Origin of the sequence: Massilia sp. CFBP9012 (genome assembly GCF_034045115.1) — a bacterium.
GTDB lineage: Bacteria > Pseudomonadota > Gammaproteobacteria > Burkholderiales > Burkholderiaceae_D > Telluria.
Genome location: NZ_JAXCWM010000006.1, coordinates 339,831 through 363,839, shown reverse-complemented (window position 1 = coordinate 363,839; position 24,009 = coordinate 339,831). Strand labels below are relative to the sequence as shown.

17 protein-coding genes are annotated in these 24,009 nt (G+C 67.8%); 4 read left to right on the top strand and 13 right to left on the bottom strand.

Going from position 1 to position 24,009, the window contains the following annotated elements; translation table 11 throughout:
- Nucleotides 1–3 precede the first annotated feature (3 nt).
- The 8 genes from SOM61_RS12535 to wrbA all read right to left on the bottom strand — a co-directional run bounded on the left by SOM61_RS12535 (nucleotide 4) and on the right by wrbA (nucleotide 10,538).
- Nucleotides 4–2,025: a methyl-accepting chemotaxis protein gene (locus tag SOM61_RS12535; protein WP_320474401.1), complete on the bottom strand. Its 2,022-nt coding sequence runs from the start codon at nucleotides 2,023–2,025 to the stop codon at nucleotides 4–6.
- 157 nt (nucleotides 2,026–2,182) lie between these two features.
- The gene (locus SOM61_RS12530; RefSeq protein ID WP_320474400.1) at nucleotides 2,183–4,030 is read right to left on the bottom strand and encodes an ABC transporter transmembrane domain-containing protein; all 1,848 of its coding nucleotides are present in this window, start codon (nucleotides 4,028–4,030) and stop codon (nucleotides 2,183–2,185) included.
- Nucleotides 4,031–4,071: 41 nt separating this feature from the next.
- Complete coding sequence (locus tag SOM61_RS12525) at nucleotides 4,072–5,139, bottom strand: lipocalin-like domain-containing protein (protein ID WP_320474399.1); 1,068 nt, start codon at nucleotides 5,137–5,139, stop codon at nucleotides 4,072–4,074.
- The gene (locus SOM61_RS12520) at nucleotides 5,139–7,688 is read right to left on the bottom strand and encodes an ABC transporter permease (RefSeq protein WP_320474398.1); all 2,550 of its coding nucleotides are present in this window, start codon (nucleotides 7,686–7,688) and stop codon (nucleotides 5,139–5,141) included. Before SOM61_RS12520 ends, SOM61_RS12525 begins: the two co-directional genes overlap by 1 nt.
- Entirely contained in the window at nucleotides 7,676–8,110 is a 435-nt protein-coding gene (locus SOM61_RS12515) for a DUF4124 domain-containing protein (protein WP_320474397.1), read from the bottom strand. Before SOM61_RS12515 ends, SOM61_RS12520 begins: the two co-directional genes overlap by 13 nt.
- 13 nt (nucleotides 8,111–8,123) lie before the next feature.
- Nucleotides 8,124–9,533, bottom strand: coding sequence for an FAD-binding oxidoreductase (locus tag SOM61_RS12510; protein ID WP_320474396.1), 1,410 nt, complete (start codon nucleotides 9,531–9,533; stop codon nucleotides 8,124–8,126).
- The gene (locus SOM61_RS12505) at nucleotides 9,526–9,927 is read right to left on the bottom strand and encodes a DUF2069 domain-containing protein (RefSeq protein ID WP_147936914.1); all 402 of its coding nucleotides are present in this window, start codon (nucleotides 9,925–9,927) and stop codon (nucleotides 9,526–9,528) included. The genes SOM61_RS12510 and SOM61_RS12505 overlap by 8 nt, the downstream gene beginning before the upstream one ends.
- Nucleotides 9,927–10,538 carry an NAD(P)H:quinone oxidoreductase gene (wrbA, locus tag SOM61_RS12500; RefSeq protein ID WP_320474395.1) on the bottom strand — a complete coding sequence of 204 codons (612 nt, stop codon included), beginning with the start codon at nucleotides 10,536–10,538 and terminating at the stop codon, nucleotides 9,927–9,929. Before wrbA ends, SOM61_RS12505 begins: the two co-directional genes overlap by 1 nt.
- Before the next feature lie 71 nt (nucleotides 10,539–10,609).
- Here wrbA and SOM61_RS12495 point away from each other — a divergent pair, with 71 nt between their 5' ends.
- A complete protein-coding gene (locus SOM61_RS12495) occupies nucleotides 10,610–12,031 on the top strand; it encodes a YihY family inner membrane protein (protein ID WP_320474394.1) in 1,422 nt (473 codons plus the stop codon).
- A 6-nt stretch (nucleotides 12,032–12,037) separates the two neighbouring features.
- On the opposite strand, the gene SOM61_RS12490 is transcribed toward SOM61_RS12495, so the two are convergent.
- Together SOM61_RS12490 and SOM61_RS12485 are read right to left on the bottom strand one after the other, a co-directional pair.
- Entirely contained in the window at nucleotides 12,038–12,865 is an 828-nt protein-coding gene (locus SOM61_RS12490; RefSeq protein ID WP_320474393.1) for an alpha/beta fold hydrolase, read from the bottom strand.
- Nucleotide 12,866: 1 nt separating this feature from the next.
- Nucleotides 12,867–14,177 carry an O-acetylhomoserine aminocarboxypropyltransferase gene (locus tag SOM61_RS12485; RefSeq protein WP_320474392.1) on the bottom strand — a complete coding sequence of 437 codons (1,311 nt, stop codon included), beginning with the start codon at nucleotides 14,175–14,177 and terminating at the stop codon, nucleotides 12,867–12,869.
- Between the two features lie 202 nt (nucleotides 14,178–14,379).
- On the opposite strand from SOM61_RS12485, the gene SOM61_RS12480 reads away from it, so the two are divergent.
- Nucleotides 14,380–14,832, top strand: coding sequence for a CBS domain-containing protein (locus tag SOM61_RS12480; RefSeq protein WP_137176105.1), 453 nt, complete (start codon nucleotides 14,380–14,382; stop codon nucleotides 14,830–14,832).
- A 149-nt stretch (nucleotides 14,833–14,981) separates the two neighbouring features.
- On the opposite strand, the gene SOM61_RS12475 is transcribed toward SOM61_RS12480, so the two are convergent.
- Entirely contained in the window at nucleotides 14,982–17,243 is a 2,262-nt protein-coding gene (locus SOM61_RS12475) for a GGDEF/EAL domain-containing response regulator (RefSeq protein ID WP_320474391.1), read from the bottom strand.
- 202 nt (nucleotides 17,244–17,445) lie between these two features.
- Between SOM61_RS12475 and aroC the strand changes: the two genes are divergently transcribed.
- On the top strand, nucleotides 17,446–18,540 hold the full coding sequence (aroC, locus tag SOM61_RS12470) for a chorismate synthase (protein ID WP_320474390.1): 1,095 nt from the start codon (nucleotides 17,446–17,448) through the stop codon (nucleotides 18,538–18,540).
- Nucleotides 18,541–18,727: 187 nt separating this feature from the next.
- Here the strand turns inward: aroC and SOM61_RS12465 are convergent, their stop codons facing one another.
- Both SOM61_RS12465 and SOM61_RS12460 read right to left on the bottom strand, forming a co-directional pair.
- Nucleotides 18,728–20,221, bottom strand: coding sequence for an HDOD domain-containing protein (locus SOM61_RS12465; RefSeq protein ID WP_320474389.1), 1,494 nt, complete (start codon nucleotides 20,219–20,221; stop codon nucleotides 18,728–18,730).
- Nucleotides 20,218–21,972: a putative bifunctional diguanylate cyclase/phosphodiesterase gene (locus tag SOM61_RS12460; protein WP_320474388.1), complete on the bottom strand. Its 1,755-nt coding sequence runs from the start codon at nucleotides 21,970–21,972 to the stop codon at nucleotides 20,218–20,220. Before SOM61_RS12460 ends, SOM61_RS12465 begins: the two co-directional genes overlap by 4 nt.
- A gap of 337 nt (nucleotides 21,973–22,309) precedes the next feature.
- Here SOM61_RS12460 and SOM61_RS12455 point away from each other — a divergent pair, with 337 nt between their 5' ends.
- Nucleotides 22,310–23,995 (top strand): isovaleryl-CoA dehydrogenase, encoded by a 1,686-nt coding sequence (locus SOM61_RS12455; RefSeq protein WP_320474387.1) that lies wholly within the window; start codon nucleotides 22,310–22,312, stop codon nucleotides 23,993–23,995.
- The last annotated feature ends 14 nt before the right edge of the window (nucleotides 23,996–24,009 follow it).

The window sequence follows — 24,009 nt, the reverse complement described above, 5'->3', positions numbered from 1 at the left end:
CTATCAGTTCTCGATCAGGGCGCGGCGCTTCGGCGTGACCAGCGCGGCGCCATCGCGCTCGTCGGCCAGGCGGAAGCGGCGCACCGAACGCGCCAGCGCGTCGGCCTGTTCGTGCATGGCCTGGGCGGCGGCGCTGGCTTCTTCGACCAGGGCCGCGTTCTGCTGGGTCACGGTGTCCATCTCGACCACCGAGCGGTTGATCTCTTCGATGCCTTGCGTCTGTTCCTGGCTGGCGCTGCTGATCTCGGAAATGACGTCGGTCACGCGCTGCACGCTGGCCAGCACTTCCTGCATCGTGACGCCGGCTTCGGCGACCAGCTGGCTGCCGGCGTTGACTTCGCTGTTGGAGGCGTCTATCAGGACCTTGATCTCCTTGGCGGCGGCCGCCGAGCGCTGGGCCAGGTTGCGCACTTCGCTCGCGACGACCGCGAAGCCGCGGCCCTGTTCGCCGGCGCGCGCTGCTTCCACGGCCGCATTCAGCGCCAGGATATTGGTCTGGAACGCGATGCCGTCGATGACGCTGGTGATGTCGGAAATCTTGCGCGAAGCCTGGGAAATCGAGTCCATGCGCTCCACCACCTGCGACACCGTGCTGCCGCCCTTCTGGGCGACTTCGGAGGCGCTGCGGGCCAGCTGGTCGGCCTGGCGTGCGTTGTCGGCGTTCTGGCGCACGGTCGTGGTCAACTGGTCCATCGACGAGGCGGTGGTGGCCAGGCTGGCCGCCTGTTCCTCGGTGCGGCTGCACAGGTCCAGGTTGCCGGTCGAGATTTCCTGCGAGGCGGTGGCGATGTGCTCGGCGCCGTCGCGCACCTGGCCGACCACGCCTGACAAACGTGCGCCGATCTCGTTGATGGCGCCCACGAGGCGGCCGATTTCGTCGTCGCGGCGCGCGGTGGTCGATGCGGTCAGGTCGCCGTCGGCGATGCGGGTGGCGACCGCCTGCACCTCGGCCAGCGGCCGGGTCACGGTGGCGCGAACCAGGAAGTACAGCACGGTGGCCAGCACGGCGAGCGCCGCCAGGCCGAACACGATGAAGCGGTTGCGCAGCTCGGTCGCGGCGGCGGTGATCTCGTCGCGGTAGGTGCCGCCGGCGATGACCCAGTTCCAGTCCTTCATCTCGGCATAGGCCGCGAACTTCTCGCGCGCGCGCATCTCACCCGGGTTCTGCCAGTCGTAGCTGATCGTGCCTTCCTTCTTCTCCAGCATCTCCTTGATGAAGGCGTGGCCGTCGGCGGATTTGCTGTCGAGGATGTTCTCGCCTTCCTTGTTCGGGTGGACGATCAGGTCGCCATAGGTCTTCGGCGCCGACGACAGCACGAAGAAGTAGCCGGTATCGCCCACCTTGACGGCGCGGATGCGCTCCTTGAGCGCGGCCACGTCGGCCGTGATGTCGACCCCGACGTAAAGCGCGCCGACCACCTTGCCGGCGGCGTCGCGCACCGGTTCGTACTGGGTGATGAACTGCTTGCCGAACAGCGTGGTCAGCCCCACGTAGGTGCGGCCGGCGCGCAGCGCCGGGTAGGCCGGCGAAGCCTTGTCGAGGGCGGTACCCACCGCGCGCTCGCCGTTTTCCTTCTTGACCGAGGTCGTCACGCGCACGAAGTCCTCGCCGGCGGCGGCGAAGATGGTGGCGTTGCCGCCGGTGCGTTCGGTGAACCCGTCAGGGGCGCTGAAATCGAGGTTGAGCGGCTGGCCGGCCACGCTCAGGGTCGGCACCTGGCGTCCGCCGACGTCGACCGTGGTCGCCTCATCCAGCGCGAAGTCGCCCGGCAGGCCGGCGCGGAAGATGCGGCCGAAGCTGACCGCCTGGCTGCTGACGGTCTTGTTGAACAGCTCGACGGTGCTGGTGACGCCATGCAGCTCGTTCCTCACGCCGTCGATGGCGCGCCGTTCCAGCATGCCGGAGGTCAGGACGGTGATGGTCGCGATCAGGGAGGCAATGATGGCGCCGGCCAGCAGGAAGGTGACTGCGCTGATGCGCGTGCCGACATTCCAGCTCGCTGGACTAAATTTACGGTTACTCATGTATTGTGAGGAAAAATAGAGGGATATAATCCGCGATCATACCTCGCAAACTTTTCGTGCCGCAACAATTAGTGAGTTTTGGAATGCTACCTGGTATCCCCGACGCAACAGCTCGTTGGATTGCTACGTAACACTACGCATTGCTTCGGAAGCGTGTTTACGCAGCCACCGGCGCATGGGTCTGGAATTGCAGCGCCGCCAGGTTGGCATACACGCCACGCAGCGCGATCAGCTCGGCGTGGGTGCCGGATTCGACGATCCGGCCTTCGTCGAGCACGATGATGCGGTCGGCGCGCTGCACAGTCGCCAGGCGGTGGGCAATGATGATGGTGGTACGGCCGACCATCGCAGCTTCGAGCGCGCGCTGCACCAGCCGTTCGGATTCGGCGTCGAGCGCGCTGGTGGCTTCGTCCAGCAGCAGCAATGGCGGGTTCTTGAGCAGGGCGCGCGCGATCGCGATGCGCTGGCGCTGGCCGCCCGACAGGCGCACCCCGCGCTCGCCCAGGAACGAGGTATAACCCTGCGGCAGGCGTTCGATGAAATCGTGGGCGGCGGCCATCTTCGCCGCGGCGATCACCTCGTCGTCGCTGGCGTCCGGGCGGCCGTAGCGGATGTTTTCCATGGCGTCGAGCGAGAAGATCACGGTGTCTTGCGGCACGATGCCGACCGCGCCGCGCAACGACTGCAGCGCCAGGTCGCGCACGTCGACGCCATCGAGGCGGATGGCGCCGGCCTGCGGATCGTAGAAGCGCAGCAGCAGCTGGAACAGGGTGGTCTTGCCGGCGCCGGAAGGGCCGACCACGGCCACCGTCTCGCCGGGGCGGATGTCGAGCGCCAGGTGCGACAGGGCGGCTTCGTCCAGGCGCGACGGATAGGCGAAGGTCACGTCGTCGAGCGTCACGCGGGCGCCGTTCTCGGTGCGCGCCGGGAGCGCCTTGGGCTGCAGCGGATCCTGGATCTCTGATTGCGCGCCGAGCAGTTCCAGCAGGCGTTCGGTGGCGCCGGCGGCGCGCTGGGCGTCGCCCATCACTTCCGACAGCGCGCCGACCGAACCGGCGACGATGCCGGCGTACAGGATGAACTGGCCCAGGTCGCCGCCGGTCATGGTTCCTTCGAGCACGGCGTGGGCGCCGAGCCACAGCACGAACACGATCGCGCCGAATATCAGCACGATGGCCAGCATGGTCAGCGTGGAGCGGGCGCGGATGCGGCGCATGGCGGTGGTGAAGGCGCCTTCGACTTCCCTTGAGAAGCGGCCCGATTCATGGCCTTCGCGGGTAAACGCCTGCACGGTCGGCATCGCGTTCAGGATCTCGCCGGCCACCGCGGAGGCGTCGGCAATGCGGTCCTGCGAATCGCGCGACAGCTTGCGCACGCGGCGGCCGAACAGCACGATCGGCAGCACCACCAGCACCAAGAGGCCCAGGATGATGGAGGTCAGGCGCGGGCTGGTCACGAACAGCATCACCAGGCCGCCGAAGAACAGCAGCGTATTGCGCAGCGCCAGCGAGATGCTGGTGCCGACCACGGTCTGGATCAGGGTGGTGTCAGTGGTCAGGCGCGACAGCACTTCGCCGGTGCGGGTGGTCTCGAAGAATTCGGGACTCTGGCGCACCACGTGGCCGTAGACGCTGCTCCTGATATCGGCGGTGACGCGCTCGCCCAGCCACGACACCATGTAGAAGCGCGCCGCGGTGGCCACCGCGAGCACGGCGGCCACGCCGAACAGGGCCAGGAAGGTGGCGTTGATGTGTTCCAGGCTGCCGCCTTCGATGGCGGCGCCGGCCGCCGCGGTGGCGCTGGCGGCGCCGAAGCCCAGGTCGATCATCTGCTTGAAGGCCGCGGGGATCGCCAGGGTGGCGCCGGCCGCGAACAGCAGGGCAATGCCGGCCAGCAGGAACTGGCGGCGGTAGGGACGCAGGAAGGGACTCAAGCCCCTGAGGGTGGCCAGGCTGCTCTTGCGGGATGTTTCTGGGTCGGTCTTGCCGGTATTACGGGTGGTCATCGTGTTTTGGTGTGTCGATCGTTCTTATTATCGTTGTTCATTCAGAGCTTCATGGGCTGCACATAGCCCGTCATCTCGAGGTAGCCGCGGCCCACCCGGCGGCCGTCCTGCTCGATTGTGACCGCGCCTTCCCAGTACACGGCGCCGGTCGAGCGGCGCGAATCGAGTTCCTGGTCCTGCTGCAGCGGCACCACCTGCCAGCTCTGGCCGCCCGTGGTGATCGTGGTCGCGATCGGATACGTGGCGCCGGTGCGCGGCGACTTCCAGTGCGTCTGCGGCGCGAACGCGATCTGCTCGGGCGCGTAGTGCACCACCTTGCCGGCCTTGTCGCGCCGGGTAGCGTGCGCCCATAGTTTACCACCTTGACGGTCGCGGATCTGGAAAGCCATCAGGGCCCCGCCGTCGTCGAGGTTGGCGCCGACCCAATCCCAGCCCACCGCGTCCGGCTGCAGCGCCTCGCTCGACCATTCGTGGTCGAGCCATGCGCTGCCGGTCACCTGGGTGGCGGCCATGCCGGCGCGTCCGACCGTGCCGGACACCTCGAGGTGCGGTTCGCTGTAGTAGTAGCTCGCATGCTGGGAGCTGGGGCCCTTGCGCGAATAGCCGCCCTGGCCCTGCACCAGCACCGGCTGGGTCGGCTTCAGGCGCAGTTCGAGCGTCAGCTGGTTGGAGCGGATGGTGACGCGGTAGACGCCGTTCGCGTCGCGCACCATGCGCCAGTCGTCCAGTTTCAGGTCGGTGTTGCCGGGCCGGGCCCAGGCCATGCTGAAGCCTTCGCGTGCGCTGCGCTCGTCGTGCACCAGGCGGCCGACCTGGGGATCGGACAGTGCCGCGTGGCCGATCACCAGCTGGCGCGGAGCGAAGTGGCTCGGGTTGGCATTGTCGGCACCCGTGCGGCTGCGAAAGAACGTGACCTGGAAGCCGAGTGGGCGCTTGTCCGGCGTCTCGACCCAGCCGGTGACGTACCACCACTCGGTGCGAAATTCGGGATGCGCGCCGTAGTCGCGCGGGAACGACAGGCCGGCGCCAGGGGTGACCGGCGCATACACGGGCGCCGCAGCATGGGCAGACAACGACAGCAACACCAGCAGGCACAGAATAAAACGCATTACCAATCCTCTCTGACCGCGCGCACCGGACCGCCGGACAAAGCCTGGCGACCCGAAACGAGCGCGGTAGCAACCGATGCCGCGACCAATACCGCGGCCACGCTGCCAAGCAGGGGCCAGGGCAGGTGCAAGCCCATGGTCCAGTGGAAGGACTGTGGGTTGATCACGTACACCAGGATCAGGCTGATCACCAGCCCGAGCGCGAAGCCGGCGACGACGCCGAGGCTCGTGAGCAGGCCGCCTTCGAAGGCGAGCAGCTGCAAGACCTGGCGCCGGGTGACGCCGACGTGGCGCAGCATACCGAATTCTCGCGCCCTTGCCAAAGTCTGGGCCGAAAAACTTGCCGCGATGCCCGAGAGGCCGATCGCGATCGCGATCGCCTCGAGCAGGTAAGTGACGGCGAAACTGCGGTCGAAGATCTTGAGGCTGGTGGCGCGGATGTCGCCGGGCCGCATCATGTTCAGCGACGCTCCGAATGGCAGCGCGCGCAGGCTGCCCTCCAGCGTCGCGGCGTCCACGCCGCGCGCGCTCCACAAGGCGGCGTCGGTGACCTCGCGTTCGCCCGTCAGCCGGCGGTAGTCCCCCAGCTGGATCACGACCGAGCCGCCCTGGTTGGCGTAGTCGCGCCAGGCGCCGGCGATGAAGAATCCGGCCTCGCCGCCGCCCAGCGGCAGGCGCAGTCGCTGGCCGACGCGGGCGCCGTACAGGTCGAGCATCGCTTCCGACACCCAGGCCGGCCGGGCGCCTGCCGGAATCGCTGCGGACTCTCCGACCAGGTACAGCACGCGCGCCGGGTCGCTCGCATCAATGTCGCGGGCGATGACGACGATCGGCGGCCGCTCGGGCGCCAATGACACGCGCCGGGTGCGCAGGAATTGCACCTTCTCGACGCCGGGCAGGCTCGCCAGGGCGGACTGCTGCTCACGGCTCAGGAAGCCGGTGCCGCCGGCATCGACCGTGCGTACGTACAGGTCGGCCGGCAGGATGTGGCCCATCCAGTCGTCGACCGAGACCCGGAAGCTCGACACCATGATCCCCATCGCCACCATCAGGCTGAAGCTGGCCAGGATGCCGCCCAGGGCGATCGAGGCCTGGCCCGGTGCATTGGCCAGTCGCGCCAGCGACAGCGCCAGCACCGTCGGATTGCGCTTGTTACGCGCAAGCGAGGCTTCGAGCGCGCGGAAAGTCAGCGCCGCGAAGCGCGGCATCAGGCCGATGCCGCCGACCAGCAGCAGGGCGATCGCCAGGTAGCCGAACAAGGGCAGTTCGAACACCGGGGGCGCGAAGGAAAATGCGGCGGCCAGCGCCAGGCACACGAACGAGGGCCAGACCCGCGCCAGGCGTGTGAGCGGCGCTTCGTCGGCCCCGGACTTGATGGCCACCGCCGGCCGTGCGCGCGCCGCCTCCCAGGCCGGCGCCAGGCAGCCCAGCAGGGCCACGCCCAGGCCCAGCGCGAAGAACACGATGGCGGCGCCGGGCGTGAACGCCACCTGCGGGCGAATGCCGGGGAAGTAGCCGGCGCCGAGGTCGCCGCCAAAGAAATGCAGCGCGGCCCCCGCCAGCGCATAGCCGGCGCCGATGCCGAGCAACGCGCCGAGCACGCCCAGGCTGCCCCCTTCGAGCAGCACCTGGCGCAGCAACTGGCCCCGTTCGAGGCCCAGCACCCGCAGCAGCGCGAACTGGCTGCGCCGGCGCATCACCGACAGCGCCTGGGTCGAAAACACGAGGAAGGCGCCGGTGAACAGCGCCACCAGGGCCAGCACGGTCAGGTTGACGCGGTAGGCGCGGCTCATGTTCGCGGTGCGGCTTTCCTGGTCGGCGTCGTTCGGCTGGCCAACCGTGAAGCGGCCCGGCCAGGTTTTATCCAGTTGGGCGGCGAGGCTGCGCTGGAAGGCTGCGCGGTCGATGCCGTCGCGCAGTTTGAGGTCGACCCGCGACAGCTGGCCGAGCCGGTTGAGGCGCCACTGGGCAGCGCCGATGTCCATCACCGCCAGGCGCTGGCCGGCGCGGGCGCGCTGCACCGGGCCGGCCACGCGCAGCGCGACTTCGCCGGTACCGGCGCGCAGCACCAGGGAGTCACCGCGCCGTTTATCCAGCCAGGCCTGGGCCGCCGGCGACAGGAACAGCGCGTCGTCGGCCAGGATGTCGAGGCGGCGACCTTCGTCCGTCACCCCGAGCAGGTCGGGCGAGATGGCGCCGGCGCGAAACGGGTCGATGCCGACGATGCGCAGCGGACCGTCGGCGCCCGGCACGCCGGCCTGGACGTCGAGGATGGGCGAGGCCAGCGCCACCTCGGGATGCTCGGCCAGGAAGGGGTAGACGGATTCGTCGAAGAACGGCTCGCGGCCCTCTACCCTTATGTCGGCCTGGCCCGACAGGCTCTTGACGGCGGCCGAGAATTCGTTGAAGGCGGCGGCGTTGATCAGGTGGATGGCAAAGCCCATGGCCACTCCGACGGCGATCGCCGCGATGGCGACCAGCGCCCGCACCGGATGCGCGCGCCACTCGCCGAGTAGCAGCCAGCGCGACAGCTGGCTCAGGCCGGGCATTCCACCGCCAATGTCTCGGCCTGGCGCCGTACCTTGATGCGGGCCGCCTCTTTCGCGTCGCCCCGTGTTCTTGCCAGGTCTTCCTCGAGCCACTGGCGCTGCAGGCGCAGCTTGTCGCAGCGCTTGCGCAGGGCCAGCACCGCGCGCCGGGCGCGCTCGCCGTCACGCTCATCGCGCAGCGCCTGCTCGGCGCGCGATTTGTCGATCTCGAGGACCATGTCGCGCGCGCGGGTCATGCGCGCCTGCGTTTCAGGATCGGGTGGTGGCGCGGCGCGCAGCGCCAGTTCGGCGCCGGCGCCGGCGCAGGGACGGTCGGCGTAGGTCACGCGGCCGCCTTCATGGCATTTATAGATGGCGCCAGCGGCCTGAGGCTGGGCCTGGCACAGGATGCAGGCCGTGGCGATCGAGAGCAAGCGGTGCATGCGCGACTCCTGGTCATAGTATCTTCCCAGGATTCATGATGCCGAGCGGGTCGAGCGCGGCTTTGATGGCACGCATCATGCCAAGTTCGACCGGCGACTTGTAGCGCGCCAGTTCTTCACGCTTGAGCATGCCGATGCCGTGCTCGGCCGAGATCGAGCCGCCGCAATCCGCCACCAGGTCGTGCACAATGCGATTGACGGCCGCCTGGTGCGCCAGGAAGGCCTCGTGCGATTCCCCGGCCGGCGGCGCGACGTTGTAGTGCAGGTTGCCGTCGCCCAGGTGGCCGAAGGTGACCGGCTGGCAGCCGGGAAAGGCTGCCTGCAGTGCGGCGTCGGCGCGCGCGACGAAGTCGGGGATGCGCGACACTGCCAGCGAAATATCGTGCTTGATGTTCTTGCCGGCCGCTGCCTGCGCCAGCGGGATGTGCTCGCGCAGCCGCCACAGGTCCAGCGCCTGCTTGTTCGAAGTGGCCACCACGGCGTCGCGCGCGACGCCGGCTTCCAGCGCCTCTCCGATGCTCGATTCCAGCAGCCCGTGGGCGTGTGCATCCGATTCATTGCTGGAGAGCTCGACCAAGGCGTATTGCGGATGGCGATCCGCGAACGGCCGCGGCAGGTCGGGAAATTGCGCCGCGACCAGGTCCAGGCAGAAGGCCGACATCAGCTCGAAGCCGGTCAGCGCCGCCCCACAGCGCGCCTGCAGCAGGCCGAGCAATTCGACGGCCTGGCGCGGCGAATCGAGGGCGACCAGGGCGGTGAGCGCCGCGCGCGGCGCCGGATACAGTTTCAGCACCGCCGCCGTGATCACGCCCAGCGTGCCCTCGGCGCCGATGAAGAGTTCGCGCAGCGCATAGCCGGTATTGTCCTTGCGCAGGCCGCGCAAGCCATCCCAGACCTCGCCCTGGGCGTTGACGACTTCCAGGCCCAGGCACAGCTCGCGGGTGTTGCCGTAACGCAGGACGGCGGTGCCGCCGGCATTGGTCGACAGGTTGCCGCCGATCGTGCAACTGCCTTCGGCCGCCAGCGACAGCGGATACAGCATCCCGGCTTCGCTGGCCGCGGCCTGCACGTCGGCCAGGATGCAGCCGGCCTCCACCGTCATGGTGCGGTTCAAGGGATCGATGGCGCGGATGCGGTTGAGCCGCCGCAGCGACAGCACGACGGCCGCGCCCGAGGTGTCGGGCACGCTGCCCATGACCAGGCCGGTGCGGCCGCCTTGCGGGACGATGGGCACGCGCGCTGCGGCGCAGGCGGCGACGATGGCGGCCACTTGCGCGGTATCCAGGGGGAGTACGACCGCCAGGCCGCGTCCACTGTAGCGGCCGCGCCAGTCGGCCATGAAGGGCGCCATCGTCGCATCATCGGTAATGACGTAGGCGTCGCCGACGATCGCGCGGCAGCGCGCCAATAAACCCTCAGCCATGCGGCACTTTGACCTTGTCCAGCAACTCCTTGGCCAGGCGCTGCGCCTCTTTCTTGTACGGGCGCAGATAGAGCAGGGCACAGAAGTAATACACCACGACCAGGGCGATCTCGCCGATGGCCATATGGCGCGAGGCCGCGCTCTGGTCGGCCCAGGCGCGCACCACGCCTTCGGCAAAATAGATCAGGATCAGCATCGACGACCATTGCAGGGTGTAGAGGTCGCGCTTGATGACGCCGCGCAGCGGCAGCAACAGGGGCAAGGCCTTCAGGGCCAGCAGCCAGCTACCTGGCTGCAGGGGCGCCACGAAGGCTTCCCAGGCGACCAGCCAGCCGATCAGCCAGATCAGGCTGGCGATCGCCCCCATATGAAAGACTTTTTTCCCTGTTCCCATCAGCGGCTTCCCTGCAGTTTCAGGGCCGCCTCTGCCAGGCGGCGACCGAGCGCAATCGTCAGCGTACGCTCTTCTTCGGTGACGGGGCGCTTGCCATCGACGCCGGCCCAGTGGGTCGCGCCGTAGGGGCTGCCGCCGCTGGCGGTGTTCATCAATTCGGGATGGGTATAGGGCAGGCCCATCACCATCATTCCGTGGTGCAGCAAGGGGATCATCATCGACAGCAGGGTCGCCTCCTGGCCGCCATGCAGGCTGCCGGTGGAGGCGAACACGACAGCCGGCTTGCCGGACAGCGATCCGTTGACCCATTCGGTCGCGGTGCCGTCGAGGAAGTATTTCATGCTCGCAGCCATATTGCCGAAGCGCGTAGGCGAGCCCAGCGCCAGCCCGGCGCATTCGCGCAGGTCGTCATGGTCGACATAGGGCGAGCCCTGATCGGGAATCCCGGGCGCGGTCGCTTCGGCCACCGACGAGACAGGCGGCACGGTGCGCAGCCGCGCTTCGGCCCCCGGCACGCTGTCGACGCCCTGGGCAATCAGCTCGGCCAGCTTGCGGGTGGCGCCATGGCGCGAATAGTAGAGGACGAGGATGCTCAGAGGGGTCGTGTTCATCCTTGGTATTATAGTGCGGTTTGTTGAAATAACATGTTGGCGACAATGACGAATACGGTGAATCCAACACCATGCTGAACAAGACGGTAGAAGGCTTGTCGCGTGCCGGCGGTGAGTTCGTCAATGGCAGCGACGAGCGCGGCCTGACCTGGCCGGAAGTGCGCAACCTGGTGCGCTTTGCCGCGCGCCGCCTGGGCGAAGAGCGCCTGCCGCAGGTGGCGGGCAGCCTGACCTTCACCACGACCCTGGCCCTGGTGCCGCTGCTGACCATCGTGCTGGCCATCTTCACGATGTTCCCGGCCTTCGGCCAGGTGCGCGAGATGCTCGACGCCTGGTTCGTGCAGAACCTGATGCCCAAGGCGATCGCCAGCACCATCAGCGGCAACCTGACCCAGTTCGCCGACAAGGCCAAGGGCCTGTCGGCCCTGGGCGCGGTGGCGCTGCTGTTTACCACGGCCGCCACGATGAGCCTGATCGAGCGCGTGTTCAACCAGATCTGGAGCGTGCGCCAGCCGCGCCCGCTGCCCCAGCGCCTGCTGGTCTACTGGGCCTTGCTGACCCTGGGCCCGCTGCTGTTCGGCCTGTCGATCAGCTTTACCTCACAACTGGTGGACGTGACGGGCGGCCTGGAGCGCGATGCGTCCCTGCTCGGCACCCTGTTCTTCACCCTGGCCTCGGTGGCGGTCACCACCGCTGGCTATACCTTGCTGTACGTCGTGGTGCCGAACCGCAAGGTGGCCTGGCGCGATGCCTTCTGGGGCGCGCTGGCGGCGGCGATCGCCTTCGAGATCGCCAAGCGCGGCTTTGGCCTCTTCATCCGCCAGTTCCCGACCTACGCCATCATCTATGGCGCGCTGGCCGCATTGCCATTATTCCTGGTCTGGATCTATGTAACCTGGATGATCACGCTGGTCGGCGCGGTCCTGAGCGCGGCGCTGCCAGTGGTCAAGCATGAACGCTGGTGGTACCAGCCGGCGCCCGGCGGCGCCTTCGTCGACGCGATGTCGGTGCTCAAGGTGTTGCACGGCAGCGCGAAGCTGAGCGGCAATGCGCTGGTCGCCAGCAGCACGATCCGCGACCATACCCGGATCGGCTACGACGAGATGGGGCGCCTGCTGGACCGGATGGTGGCCGAGGGCTGGGTCGGGCGGGTGCAGGATGACGCCCCGGCGCGGGCCCGCTGGCGCTTCAATCGAGGCGGTAATCAAGAGAACTGGGTCTTGCTGGCCGATCCGGGGAGCTTGCGCCTGGCCGATGTCTACAAGCTGTTCGTGTTCGATTGCGCGGCGGCCGAGGCGATGCAGCGGGAAGATGGCGGACCGGACACGCCGCTGGCGCTCGACGCCGGCGACCTGGCGCGGCAGGTCGAGGAGGCGGTCGAGGCGGGGCTGGACCAGACGCTGGCGGCGCACTTCGGCGATCCCGAAGAAGCCGTGATGGCCGATATCGAGGCGCGCGCGACCAGCCGAAAGTTCAGCGAGGCCGAAGACTAAGCGGTCTCAGCCTTTTGACCCAGCCTCTCGGGCATCCGCGGCGAAGCGAAGCAGGGCGTCGAGCACCGCGTCGGGTGCTTCGCTCATCATCGCGTGGCCGGCGTCCACGCCGACGACCCTGGCGTGCTTGACCCCGCCGGTCAGCAACTGCGCCGAGCGCGGCGGCGTCATCATGTCCTTCTTGCCCTGCACGAATAGCGTCGGGCAGGCGACCGAGGCCGCCGCGGCCTCGCCGTTGGCATATGCGTTGCAGGCGGCGAAATCCGTGTGGAACAGGCTATCCGCGCCGCGCGCCGCTATGCGCTGCATCAGGCGCTGCGCCGTGTTGATCACCGAGGCGCCCGGGCCAGCGGTCGAGGGGCCGGGCAGCCAGGAAGCATGCGACCAGGCGGCGACCATCTCGATGGCCGCGTCCTGCTCGGTGCGCGCGGCTTCCAGCAGCGTGTCCGACACCCGCATCGGGTAGGTGGCGCCGAGCAGCGCCAGTCCGCTCACGCGCTGTGGCGCGAGGTGGGTTGCCTCCAGCGCGATCAGCGATCCCATGCTGTGCCCGGCCAGCAGCGCGCGACTGGCGCCGGCCGCGTCGAGCAAGGCGAGCACCCAGGCGGCCATGGCCTCGACCGTGGACAAAGGCGGGCCGCTGCTGCGGCCGTGTCCAGGCAGATCCGGCGCCAGCACCGCGTAGCCGCGGTGGGCGAGGGCGCGGCTTTGCAAGGCCCATACCGAATGGTCGTTTTGCGCGCCGTGGATCAGCACGACGGCCGGCAGGCCTGGGTCGAAGGCCTTGCCGCCGCTGTAGCAATAGACTTGATGGCCATTGACGTCGAGTAGCATCTCAGGCTCCCTTCGCGGCCAGCTTCAGGCCACGCTTGAGGTCGTCGATCAGGTCGTCCGGGTCTTCCAGCCCGACCGACAGGCGGAGCAGGCCTTCGGTGACCCCGCTGGCCGCCAGGTGCTCGGCCGGCACCCGGAAATGGGTGGTCGATGCGGGATGGATGACGAGCGACCTGGCGTCGCCCACGTTCGCCAGATGCGAGAACACCTGTAAACCGTCGGCGAAACGGCGGCCGGCCGCGCGGTCGCCCTTCAGTTCGAAGGTGAAGACGGCGCCGCAGCCTTTCGGCAGGATGCGCTGCGCCAGCGCATGGTCGGGGTGCGATACCAGTTCCGGAGAGCACACCGAGGCCACCATCGGATGCGCGGCGAGGAACTCGACCACGCGCCGGGTATTGGCGACGTGGCGCTCCATGCGCAGGCCGAGCGTCTCGACGCCTTGCAGGATGGCGAAGGCATTGTGCGGGCTCATTGCCGCGCCAAAGTCGCGCAAGCCTTCGCGCCGCGCACGCAGGGCGAAGGCGCCAACGGTCGATTCTTCGCTGAACACCATGCCATGAAAGCCGTCATAGGGCTCGCACAGGGTGGCAAAGCGGCCGCTCCGTTCATGCGCCGCTTGCCAGTCGAAGGTGCCGCCATCGACCAGCAGGCCACCGATCGCAGTGCCGTGGCCGCACAGGAATTTGGTGGCCGAGTGGAACAGCAGGTCGGCGCCCAGGTCGAAGGGGCGCTGCAGCCAGGGTGTGGTGAAGGTTGCGTCAACCATCAGCGGCAGGTCGTGCGCGTGCGCGAGTTCCGAGATTGCCGGGATGTCGAGCACGTCGAGCCGCGGATTGCCCAGCGTCTCTCCGAACAGCAATCTGGTCGATGGCCGGATCGCGGCGCGCCAGGCATCGAGGTCGCGCGGATCGACGAAGGTGGTCTCGACACCGAACCTGCGCAGGGTATGGGCCAGCAGGTTGTGCGAGCCGCCGTACAGGGCGCGCGAGGCCACGATATGGTCGCCGGCGCCCACCAGCGTCGTCAAACCCAGGTGCATGGCCGCCTGGCCGCTGGCGGTGGCGATGCCGGCCACGCCGCCTTCGAGCGCTGCGATGCGTTCTTCCAGCACCGCATTGGTCGGGTTCGAGATGCGCGAATACACATGGCCGGCCTGTTCCATATTGAAGAGGGCGGCGCCGTGGTCGGAATCGCGGAAGGCGAACGAGGACGTGAAATGGATCGGCGTGGCGCGCGCGCCGGTGCTGGGATCGGGGGCGCTGCCCGCGTGCAGGGACAGGGTGTCGAAACCGGGTGGTCGGGGAGCGCTCATGCTGGACTCGTGGTGAGTGGGAATGGCGCATCCTAGCAGTTATGGCTTGTTGCGCAATCTGCGCTGCACCATCGTGAAACCGAGCTTGCACCATGATACAGCGCAACGCTGGATTTTTTGGCGAGCATAGGCTACAGTCGGTGTTATGCCTTATACAAATTTATCCAGTATCAGCAATATTGACGAAGCGGGGGTGGCGAACATGAAAGTTTCGGAAATCCTGCAAGTGAAGGGCAATATCCTGTACACCGTAACGCCTGACCAGCCGCTGGTCGACGCGGTGACCACGATGTCCGAGAACGATATCGGTTCGCTGGTGGTAATGGAATACGGCGACCTGGTCGGCATGCTGACCTTCCGCGAAGTGCTCAAGGCGCTGCACGCGAACGGCGGCGCGGTCGGTTCCGGCACCGTGCGCCGTCACATGGACGACAGCCCGATCACCGTGACCCCGGACACCGAGGTCAATGAAGTGCGCCGCATCATGCTCGAGAAGCACGCGCGCTACCTGCCGGTGATGGACGCCCGCACCCTGCTGGGCGTGATCTCGTTCTACGACGTCGCGCGCGCCGTGCTGGAAGCGCAAAGCTTCGAGAACCGCATGCTCAAGGCGTATATCCGCGATTGGCCGGCGGAGCAGAACGCGCCGGATTGACCGGTGTTGGTGCCGGATTAGCCGTCGTTCCCGCGCAGGCGGGAACCCAAGTTAGTCCGCGCTGGCGCAACGGCGAATCGTATAGGCGACTCGAATGACTTGGGTACCCGCCTGCGCGGGAACGACGTGGGTCAATTGTGCCGATCCGATCACGCCGCGCGCGTCATCGGATTCCCCGCCAGCCACTCCAGCAGCGCTTCCGGCGACAGCGGACGCGCATACAGGAAGCCCTGCGCCAACGGGCAGCCGAGCTGGCGCAGGATTTGCGCCTGGCGCTCGTCCTCTACCCCTTCGGCGATCACCGACAATCCCAGGTTGCGGCCCAGTTGCACCACCATCTGCGCGATGCTGCTGCCGCGCGCCGATCCCGTGATTTCGGTGACGAAGGTGCGGTCGATCTTGAGCCGGTCCACCTGCAGGCGCTGCAGATGCGAGAGCGACGAGAAGCCGGTGCCGAAATCGTCGATCGCGATCGACACGCCGGTGCGCTTGACCTGGGCCAGCTTCTCGACCAGCAGCGCCGGTTCTTCCATCGCCATCGATTCCGTGATTTCGAGCTCGATGTAGTCGGGCGGCGCGCCCGTGTCGAGCAGCGCGCGGCGCAGCATGTCGACGAAGTGCGGATGGCGGAACTGCACCTGCGAGACGTTCACCGACATCGTGAAGTCGCAGTGTCCCGCCGCGCGCAGGCGCATCAGTTCGGCGCAGGCCTGGCGCAGCACCCATTCGCCGATCTCGACGATCAGGCCCGAGTATTCGGCAATTGGGATGAAGCGGTCGGGCGGCACCAGGCGGCCGTCGTCCAGGCGCCAGCGCAGCAGCGCCTCGGCGCCGAACGGGCGATTGGTTGCCAGGTCGACCTGCGGCTGGTAGTGCAGGAACAGCTGGCCGCGCTGGAAGCCGCTGCGCAGCGCGTGCATCATGCGCACCCGCTCGCGGATCTCGACGCCCATGCTGCGCGAAAAATAGAAGTGGCCGGCGCGCTGCTGCGACTTGGCGCGCTTGAGCGCGATGTCGGCATCCTTGAGGGCGTCGGCGCCGCTGCCGTCATGCTCCGGCAGGCGCACCAGGCCGAGCGTCGCCGAGACCTGCACGTCCTGGCCGTCGATGCGGAACGATTCGCGGAACAGGGCCTGGATCTGGGCCGGCTGCACCGCGTCGGCGTCGCCCAGCACGCAGAAGATGTCGCCGCCGATGCGACCGATCTCCAGGCCCGGCGCCAGGCGCGACGTCAGGCGCTGGCCGACCGCCACCAGCAGCAGGTCGCCGAAATGGTGGCCGAGGGCGTCGTTGGTTTCGGCAAAATGGTCGAGGTCGACCAGGGCCAGCACCGAGGTCGTGCGGCGCGGGCCGGACAAGATGGCGTCGAGCAGTTCGACCATGCGGGTGCGGTTCGGCAGGCCGGTGAGCGGGTCGTGGAAGGCCGACTTGTTCAGGCTGGTGACCAGCTCGCAGTTGTCGAGGCACACCGCCACCATGCCGCAGAACACCTTCAGCAGGCGCCGCTCGACCTCGTCGATCGGCCGTTCGAGCGGAATGCAGGCCACGAAATCGCGGCCCGCCTTGCCCGGGAAGTACATGTTCAGCAGGCCGTCCTCGGCGCCGCACTGGCGCTGGAGCAGGGTGCGCTCGGCGGCGACCGCGAACTGGCCGCTCAGTTCACGGCCATCGAGGTTGCGGCAGGCGCCGGCGGCGGCCACCGCGCGCAGGGTCTCGGGGCGGCTATGGCCACTGTCGCGGGTGCACAGCACGCCCTCGGGCGGCTGGCCGACCAGGCGCCCGGTCTGGGCCAGGATGCCGGCCGCCACGTCGCGCACGCCGTGCAGGGCCATCAGCTCGGCGCAGGCGGCGACGATGCGCTCCATGCCGATGCGGTTGGCCTCGAGCGCGCGGATCTGCTGGTAGGAGCGGATCGCGGCCGCCACCGTCGTATACAGCTTGGTGTGGGTCAGCTCGGACTTGGTGCGGTAATCGTTGATGTCGTAGCCGCGGATGGCTTCCATCTCGGGCGCATAGCCGGGCTGGCCGGTACGCAGGATGATGCGTACGTCGTGCAGGCCCAGCTCGTCGCGGATGCGGCGCACCAGCCGCAGGCCGGCGTCGGCGCGCTCCATCACCACGTCCAGCAGGATGACGGCGATATCGTGTTCATGCGCCAGCAGCTCGAAGGCCTCGCTGGCGGAATAAGCGTGCAGGAAGACCAGCGGGCGGCCCTGCATCTCGACGTTGCCGAGAGCGAAGGTAGTGGTCGAGTGCACGTCGGCATCGTCATCGACCACCAGGATCCGCCAGGCTGGACTCGGGGATGCGGCGGCGGCGGCTTCGTCGGCAAAGACGAGGTCGTCGTTGACGAGGTCATCGTCAATGCGGGCATCCTTCAGTGGTCCCGAAGGCGTAATCGATACTGGCATGTGCTACGTCTCCAGATTGGCTCGGCATGGATAACTTCAGTATATATGCAATTGTAAAAAGGCAAGGGCACGATCCTGCTCGCTGGTGAAAAATATATCCTTATGGAAACATAATTGCGACAGTCGATCGGTCGATGTTCGTTTCTGCTTGCCAGATCGCCTGTTAAAATGGTAATTCGATCAATCCGAACTCATCAATCCCATGTCCGGCAATACATTTGGCAAGCTGTTTTCCGTCACCACCTTCGGCGAATCGCATGGTCCCGCGATCGGCTGCGTCATCGACGGCTGCCCGCCCGGCATGACCCTCTCCGAGGCCGACATCCAGCCCGAACTGGACCGTCGCAAGCCCGGCACCTCGCGTCACGTCACCCAGCGCCAGGAGGCGGACCGGGTCGAGATCCTGTCCGGCGTCTACCAGGGCGTCACTACCGGCACCCCGATCGCGCTCCTGATCCGCAACGAAGACCAGCGCAGCAAGGACTACGGCAACATCGCCGAAAGCTTCCGCCCCGGCCATGCCGACTATACCTATTGGCATAAATACGGCGTGCGCGATCCGCGCGGCGGCGGCCGTTCGTCGGCGCGCCTGACCGCGCCGGTGGTCGGCGCCGGCGCCGTCGCCAAGAAGTGGCTGCGCGAGAAGTACGGCACCGAACTGATGGGTTATATGAGCGCGCTGGGCGATATCGCCGTGCCGTTCGAGGGTTGGGAGCATGTGCATGCCAATCCCTTCTTCGCCGCCACCGGCGACGCGGCCCTGCTGCAGCGCATGGAGGATGCGATGGACCAGCTGCGGCGCGACGGCGACTCGATCGGCGCGCGCATCGACGTGGTGGCGCGCGGCGTGCCGGTGGGCCTGGGCCAGCCGATCTACGACAAGCTCGACGCCGACATCGCCTATGCGATGATGGGGATTAACGCGGTCAAGGGCGTGGAAATCGGCGCCGGCTTCGCCTCGGTGGCGCAGCGCGGTTCGGAACATGGCGACGAGCTGACCCTCGAGGGCTTCGTCGGCAACCACTCGGGTGGGGTGCTTGGCGGGATCTCGACCGGCCAGGACATCACGGTGTCGCTGGCGATCAAGCCGACGTCCTCGATCCGCGTGCCGCGCCGCTCGATCGACAAGGCCGGCAATCCGGCGACGGTCGAAACCTTCGGCCGCCACGATCCCTGCGTGGGCATCCGCGCGACCCCAATCGCCGAAGCGATGCTGGCGCTGGTGCTGATCGACCACGCGCTGATGAACCGGGCGCAATGCGGCGACGTGCAGGTTGCGACGCCGAAGCTGAAATAAGGCTGGGGCCAACGGTAGTCGTTGGCCCTCGCACGTCGTTCCCGCGAAGGCGGGAACCCAAGTCCTTGGCGCAGCTGCAAGCGCGCACCGTAGCTGCAGCGTGCGCACAATCAGGTTCCCGCCTGCGCGGGAACGACGTGCGAGAGCAAACTCAAGGAGGGGGCGGCGGGGATCAGCCGCACCCTCGTCACACCCGCGTAACGATCGCTTCCATCTGATGCCTGCGCTCGACCGTGCGCACCACCAGCGCGCGCAGGTCGTTGAGCAGCGAGAACTCGGTCTGGCTCAGGATCACCTGCGGGAAGGTGTCGTCCCAGTCGCCATAGATGAAGCCCGCCGGCTGCCCGTGGGCGCACAGCGGAATGATCACGAAGCAGTGGGCTTCGGCCAGCGTGCCTTTCCACCAGCCCGGCAGCTTGGTCGCGAACTTGGTGTCGTGCGCGTTCTCGATGAAGATCACGCGGTCGCTTCCCAGCGCCGCGTGGAACACGTTCGGTTCGTAGACGTCGTCGAACGCGAGGTTCGGCAGCATCGCCTTGACGTCCTCGCCCAGGCCCAGGCGCGCCGAATAGCGGCCTTCGCGCCGATTGCGGAGAAAAGCGAACGAGCGCGTAAACGACAGGCCCTTGTGCATCGTCTCGAGGGCCATCGAGATCATCTGGCCGGCGGTCGCGGTGGCGCCGACGTCGCGCATGTCGGCCACGCCGCTCATCAGGATCTTGTTGCCGGCGATGCGCTTGCTGGTGGCGGCAGCCTGTTGCGCGCGTTTTTCGGCCGGCTTGGCCAGCGGCGCGATCGACAGGTCGGACGCCGCTTCCGCCTTGGCCTTGTCGATCGAGGCCAGGATGCCGCTGGCCGGCAGGCCGAGCATCGGTGCGAAGCTTTCGGCCAGTTGCGCGACCTTCTCGGCGCTGGCCGCATCGTCGGCCCACAGGGCGTCGGCGGCCTGGGTCGACATGCTGCCCAGCGCGGCCAGCCAGTCCTCGTGGGCGAAGCCTTCGAAGCGCTCGCCCGGTTCGACCCGGCGCATGCCGGCCACCAGGTTGCGCGGCAGGCCCCAATGGGCGGCGGTGGCGCGGCCGACTTCTTCCAGCGACAGGCCGAGCACCTCATGGGCCGCGCTTTCTTCGCGGCCTTCGCCGGCGGCCTCGCGCATCCGGGTCCAGCGCTCCGGCATGTAGAAAGTCAGCATCATGCGGCCCAGCGAGTGCAGGATCGAGCACACCACGGCTTCCTCGGGGTCGCGCGAGCGCGAGTCGGCCGCCAGCTGCTGCGCCACCATCCCGGCCAGCACCGCCTTTTCCATCTCGACGTGGGCGGCTTCGGTGTCCGGGCTGCTGCGGCTCAGTTCCTCGATCAGTTTCAGGCCCAGCGCCAGGTGGCCGATCGACTCGGTGCCCAGCACCAGCACCGCCTTCGAGATGGTGTTGACGTGCTGGCCGAAGGCCGCATACATGCTGCTGTTGGCCAAACGCAGCACCTTCTGGGTCAGCACCGGGTCGGACAGCACCGTCTGCGTCATCGAAAAGTCGCGCTCGTCCTCGCCGCGCATCGAGGCCAGGATGGCGCTGATGGCCTTGGTGAAGCCCGGCATGTCGCCCTGGCGCCGGATGCGCTCCCACAGCAGGGCGAGGGTGGCTTGCGACTTCGCCGAGTGCGGGGTGATGGCTTGTGTGGTCATGATTTTCCTGTCCGGTGGTCGGCAGGCAGAAGAGCGGTATAGAGATTTTCCTTGAGGGCGGTGACGGCCACATTGGCCGGCATCGGCTTGCCCGTTAGGTAGCCCTGGACGTAATGGCAGCCCTGGTCGTCCAGCCAGGCCAGCTGCTCCTCGGTCTCGACGCCTTCGGCCACCACCGACAGGGAAAGGTGCCCGGCCAGGTCGAGTATCGCGTTGCAGATGGCCGCGTCTTTCTTCGACGCCGGCAAGTCCTTCACGAAGGCGCGGTCGATCTTGAGCACCGAGATCGGGAAGCGCTTGAGGTAGGCCAGCGACGAGTAGCCGGTGCCGAAATCGTCGATCGCGATGCGCGCATGGCGCTCCACCATGCGCGCCAGGATGTCTTCGGCGTGCGTCGGGTCGATCATCAGGGTGCCCTCGGTAATCTCGAGCACCAGCTGGCGGCCGTCGAGGCCGGACAGCGCCAGTGCGTCGTCCAGCACGGTCAGGAAGCGGTCGCTGCGGAACTGGCGCGGGCTGATGTTGACCGAGATGTACAGCTCGCGCCCGGCCACTTCCTGGAACTGGCGGATCTGCATGCAGGCCGCCTTCAGCGCCCAGGCGCCGAGCAGGTTGATCAGGCCGTTGCTCTCGGCGATCGGGATGAAGCGCACCGGCGGCACCATGCCCAGCGTCGGATGCTTCCAGCGCATCAGGGTCTCGAAACCCTCGATGACGCGGCTGCGGGCGTTCATGATCGGCTGGTAGTAGAGCAAAAATTCGCCCTCGCGCACCGCGTTGAACATGGCCGCTTCGAGCGAGATATCGTGTTGCGGCGGGCCCTGGTCGCTGGGGCTGTAGACCACGGCGCGGCCCTTGCCGGTTTCCTTGGCGCGCGACAGGGCGGCGTCGGCCAGCGTCACCAGGCGCACCTCGTCTTCGGCGTGATCCGGATAGACCGCCACGCCGATCGAGGCGCCCAGGTAGATCGTGTGGCCGCCGGCCTCGAACGGCGACTGCAGGGTGGCCATCAGGCGCCCCGTGACGAGCTTGATCTGCGGCTCGGTGAAGGTGCCCGGCAGCACCGCCACGAACTCGTCGCCGCCGACCCGGGCCAGCGTGTCGCTGTCGCGCAGGGTGCGGCGCAGGCGGACGGCCGCCAGCTGCAGCACGGTGTCGCCCAGCGGATGGCCCAGGCCGTCGTTGACCTTTTTAAAGCCGTCCAGGCCGATGGCGGCGACCGCGAAGCCCTGGCCCGAGCGGCGCGCATGGGCGATCACCATCCGGATCCGGTCCGACAGCAGCACCCGGTTGGGCAGCTCGGTCAGGGCGTCGTGGGTCGCCATGTGGCGCAGGCGTTCTTCGGTTGCATGCTGGACCGACATATCGCGGCCGATCACCAGCAGCGGCGCGGCGTCGCCGGTGGCCAGGCGCGCAATGCGCAACTCGAACCACAGGTCGCGTTCGGCCGAGCGGAAGCGGGTCTCGACCAGCACCGCCTCGTGGCCGGCGGCGGCGCCGGCCAGTGCATTGCGCAGTGCGGTCTGGTCGATCTCGTGCACCAGCGACAACAGCGAGCAGCCGGATTCAAAGCCCGACAGGCGCTGCGCGCGCGTGCCGGCCGCATGGATCGCGCCATCGGGCGCGACGCGGAACACGGCGTCGCCGGCCGTTTCCAGCAAGCCGTCGAGCAGCGCCGCGGGCAGCACTGCCGCCTGCGCAGGAGCGGCGGCCGGCTGGGGCGGGGGCGCGGCGGAGGAACTGGTGTGCATGTTGTCCAGGAGCTTTCTTGCTTTCTTGTTGCGGCACGTGCACGTCATGCCAATGTCACATGTGAATCCGTGCAAGTCTACCAAACCAGCGATGACTCTATCATTGAAAAATTCCGCAAAGCATCAGAAAGCACAAGTCATGCGATGATTCCAAGCTTTGTTGAGCCAGCGCAGGCTGCTTGCCCGGCAAGCATGTTGGCGCTACCCTCGTTGCAGGACAGTCAAGTTTGTCCCGCTATATTGTCGCTTATTCTTGATTGTAACGACATAATAAAGTGCAATTATGATGCCGCAATGCAACATTTAGCAATACGCAGATGTGCGTAGAGGAGGAACAATGGACCGATTCGCCACCCACGAGGTCGAGAACCAGGCGCCGCCATTCACCGGCATCAACTTGTATTCCTGTGATCCGGCCTTGCAGGAAGCGCTGCATCGCGAGGGCGGCGGCTGGGCGGCGGCGCAGCTGGACGCGCTCGGTGCGCGGCTAGGCAGCGCCGAGGTCCAGGAGCTGGCGCGCCTGGCCAATGTCCACGGCCCGACGCTGGCGAGCTTCGACCGCGCCGGGCGCCGCATCGACGAGCCGGAATTCCATCCCGCCTGGCATGCCCTGATGACCCTGATGATCGGCGCCGGCGCCCATAGCGCGCCCTGGAGCGATCCGCGCCCCGGCGCCCAGGTGGCGCGGGCGGCGCAATACCTGCTGTTCGGCCAGGCCGAGAACGGCGCCCAGTGCCCGGTAACGATGACCTATGCCGCGGTGCCTGCCTTGCGCCGGGCGCCAGGCCTGGCGGCGGCCTGGCTGCCCAAGATCCTGTCGCGCGACTACGATCCCCGGCCCTTGCCGGTGGCGCACAAGCGCGGCGCCCTGATCGGCATGGGCATGACCGAGAAGCAGGGCGGTTCCGACGTGCGCGCCAACACCACGCGCGCCACGCCGCTGGCGGCGGGCGAACTGCTGGAGGAAGGCGCGGCCGGCGAGGGCGCCTGGCGCATCGTCGGCCACAAATGGTTTTATTCGGTGCCGCAGGCCGATGCTCACCTGGTGCTGGCGCGCTGCGACGAGATCGGTGAAGGCGCGGGCGCGTTGAGTTGCTTCCTGGTGCCGCGCTTTCTGGCCGACGGCCGGAGAAATGCGGTGCGGGTGCAGCGCCTGAAGGACAAGCTGGGCAACCGCTCGAACGCCTCGTCCGAAGTCGAATTCTGCGGCGCGCTCGGCTGGATGATCGGCGAGCCGGGGCGCGGCATCCCGACCATCCTCGAGATGGGCAGCCATACCCGCCTCGATTGCGTGCTGGGCAGCGCTGGCATCATGCGCGCCGCCCTGTGCCACGCGCTGCACCATGCACGCGGGCGCATCGCCTTCGGCCGGCCGCTGGCCGAACAACCGCTGATGCGCAATGTGCTGGCCGACCTGGCGCTGGAATCCGAGGCCGCCACCGCCTTCGCCCTGCGCCTGGCGCGCTGCTTCGACGAGGGACAAGACCCGTCCCAGGCGCTGCTGGGCCGCATCCTCACCGCGGCCGGCAAATACTGGATCTGCAAGCGCGGTCCCGGCTTCGGCGCCGAGGCGATGGAAGTCATGGGTGGCAACGGCTATGTCGAGGACGGCCCGCTGGCGCGCCTGTACCGCGAGCTGCCGGTTAATTCGATCTGGGAAGGCTCGGGCAATGTGATGTGCCTGGACCTGCTGCGCGCGCTGGGAAAAGCCCCGGAAGTTGCGCGTGCGGCCCTGGCGGCCGAGCTGGCGCCGGCGGCGGGGCTGGACGAGCGCTACGCGGACCACGTGGCGGCGCTGCTGGACGGCCTGGCGGGGCGCCTGCACGACGAAGCCGGCGCGCGGCTGCTGGCCGAGCAGATCGTGGTGGCGGTTCAGGCCGCGCTGTTGCTGCGCCATGCGCCGCACTACGTGGGCGAGGCGTTCCTGCTCACGCGCATCCTGCAGCCGGTGGGCGGGGCCTATGGACGCTTGCCCGCCGCTGTCGACCTGGGAGCGATCCTGGCGCGCGCCCTCGTGTCATGATTATCATTTATTTC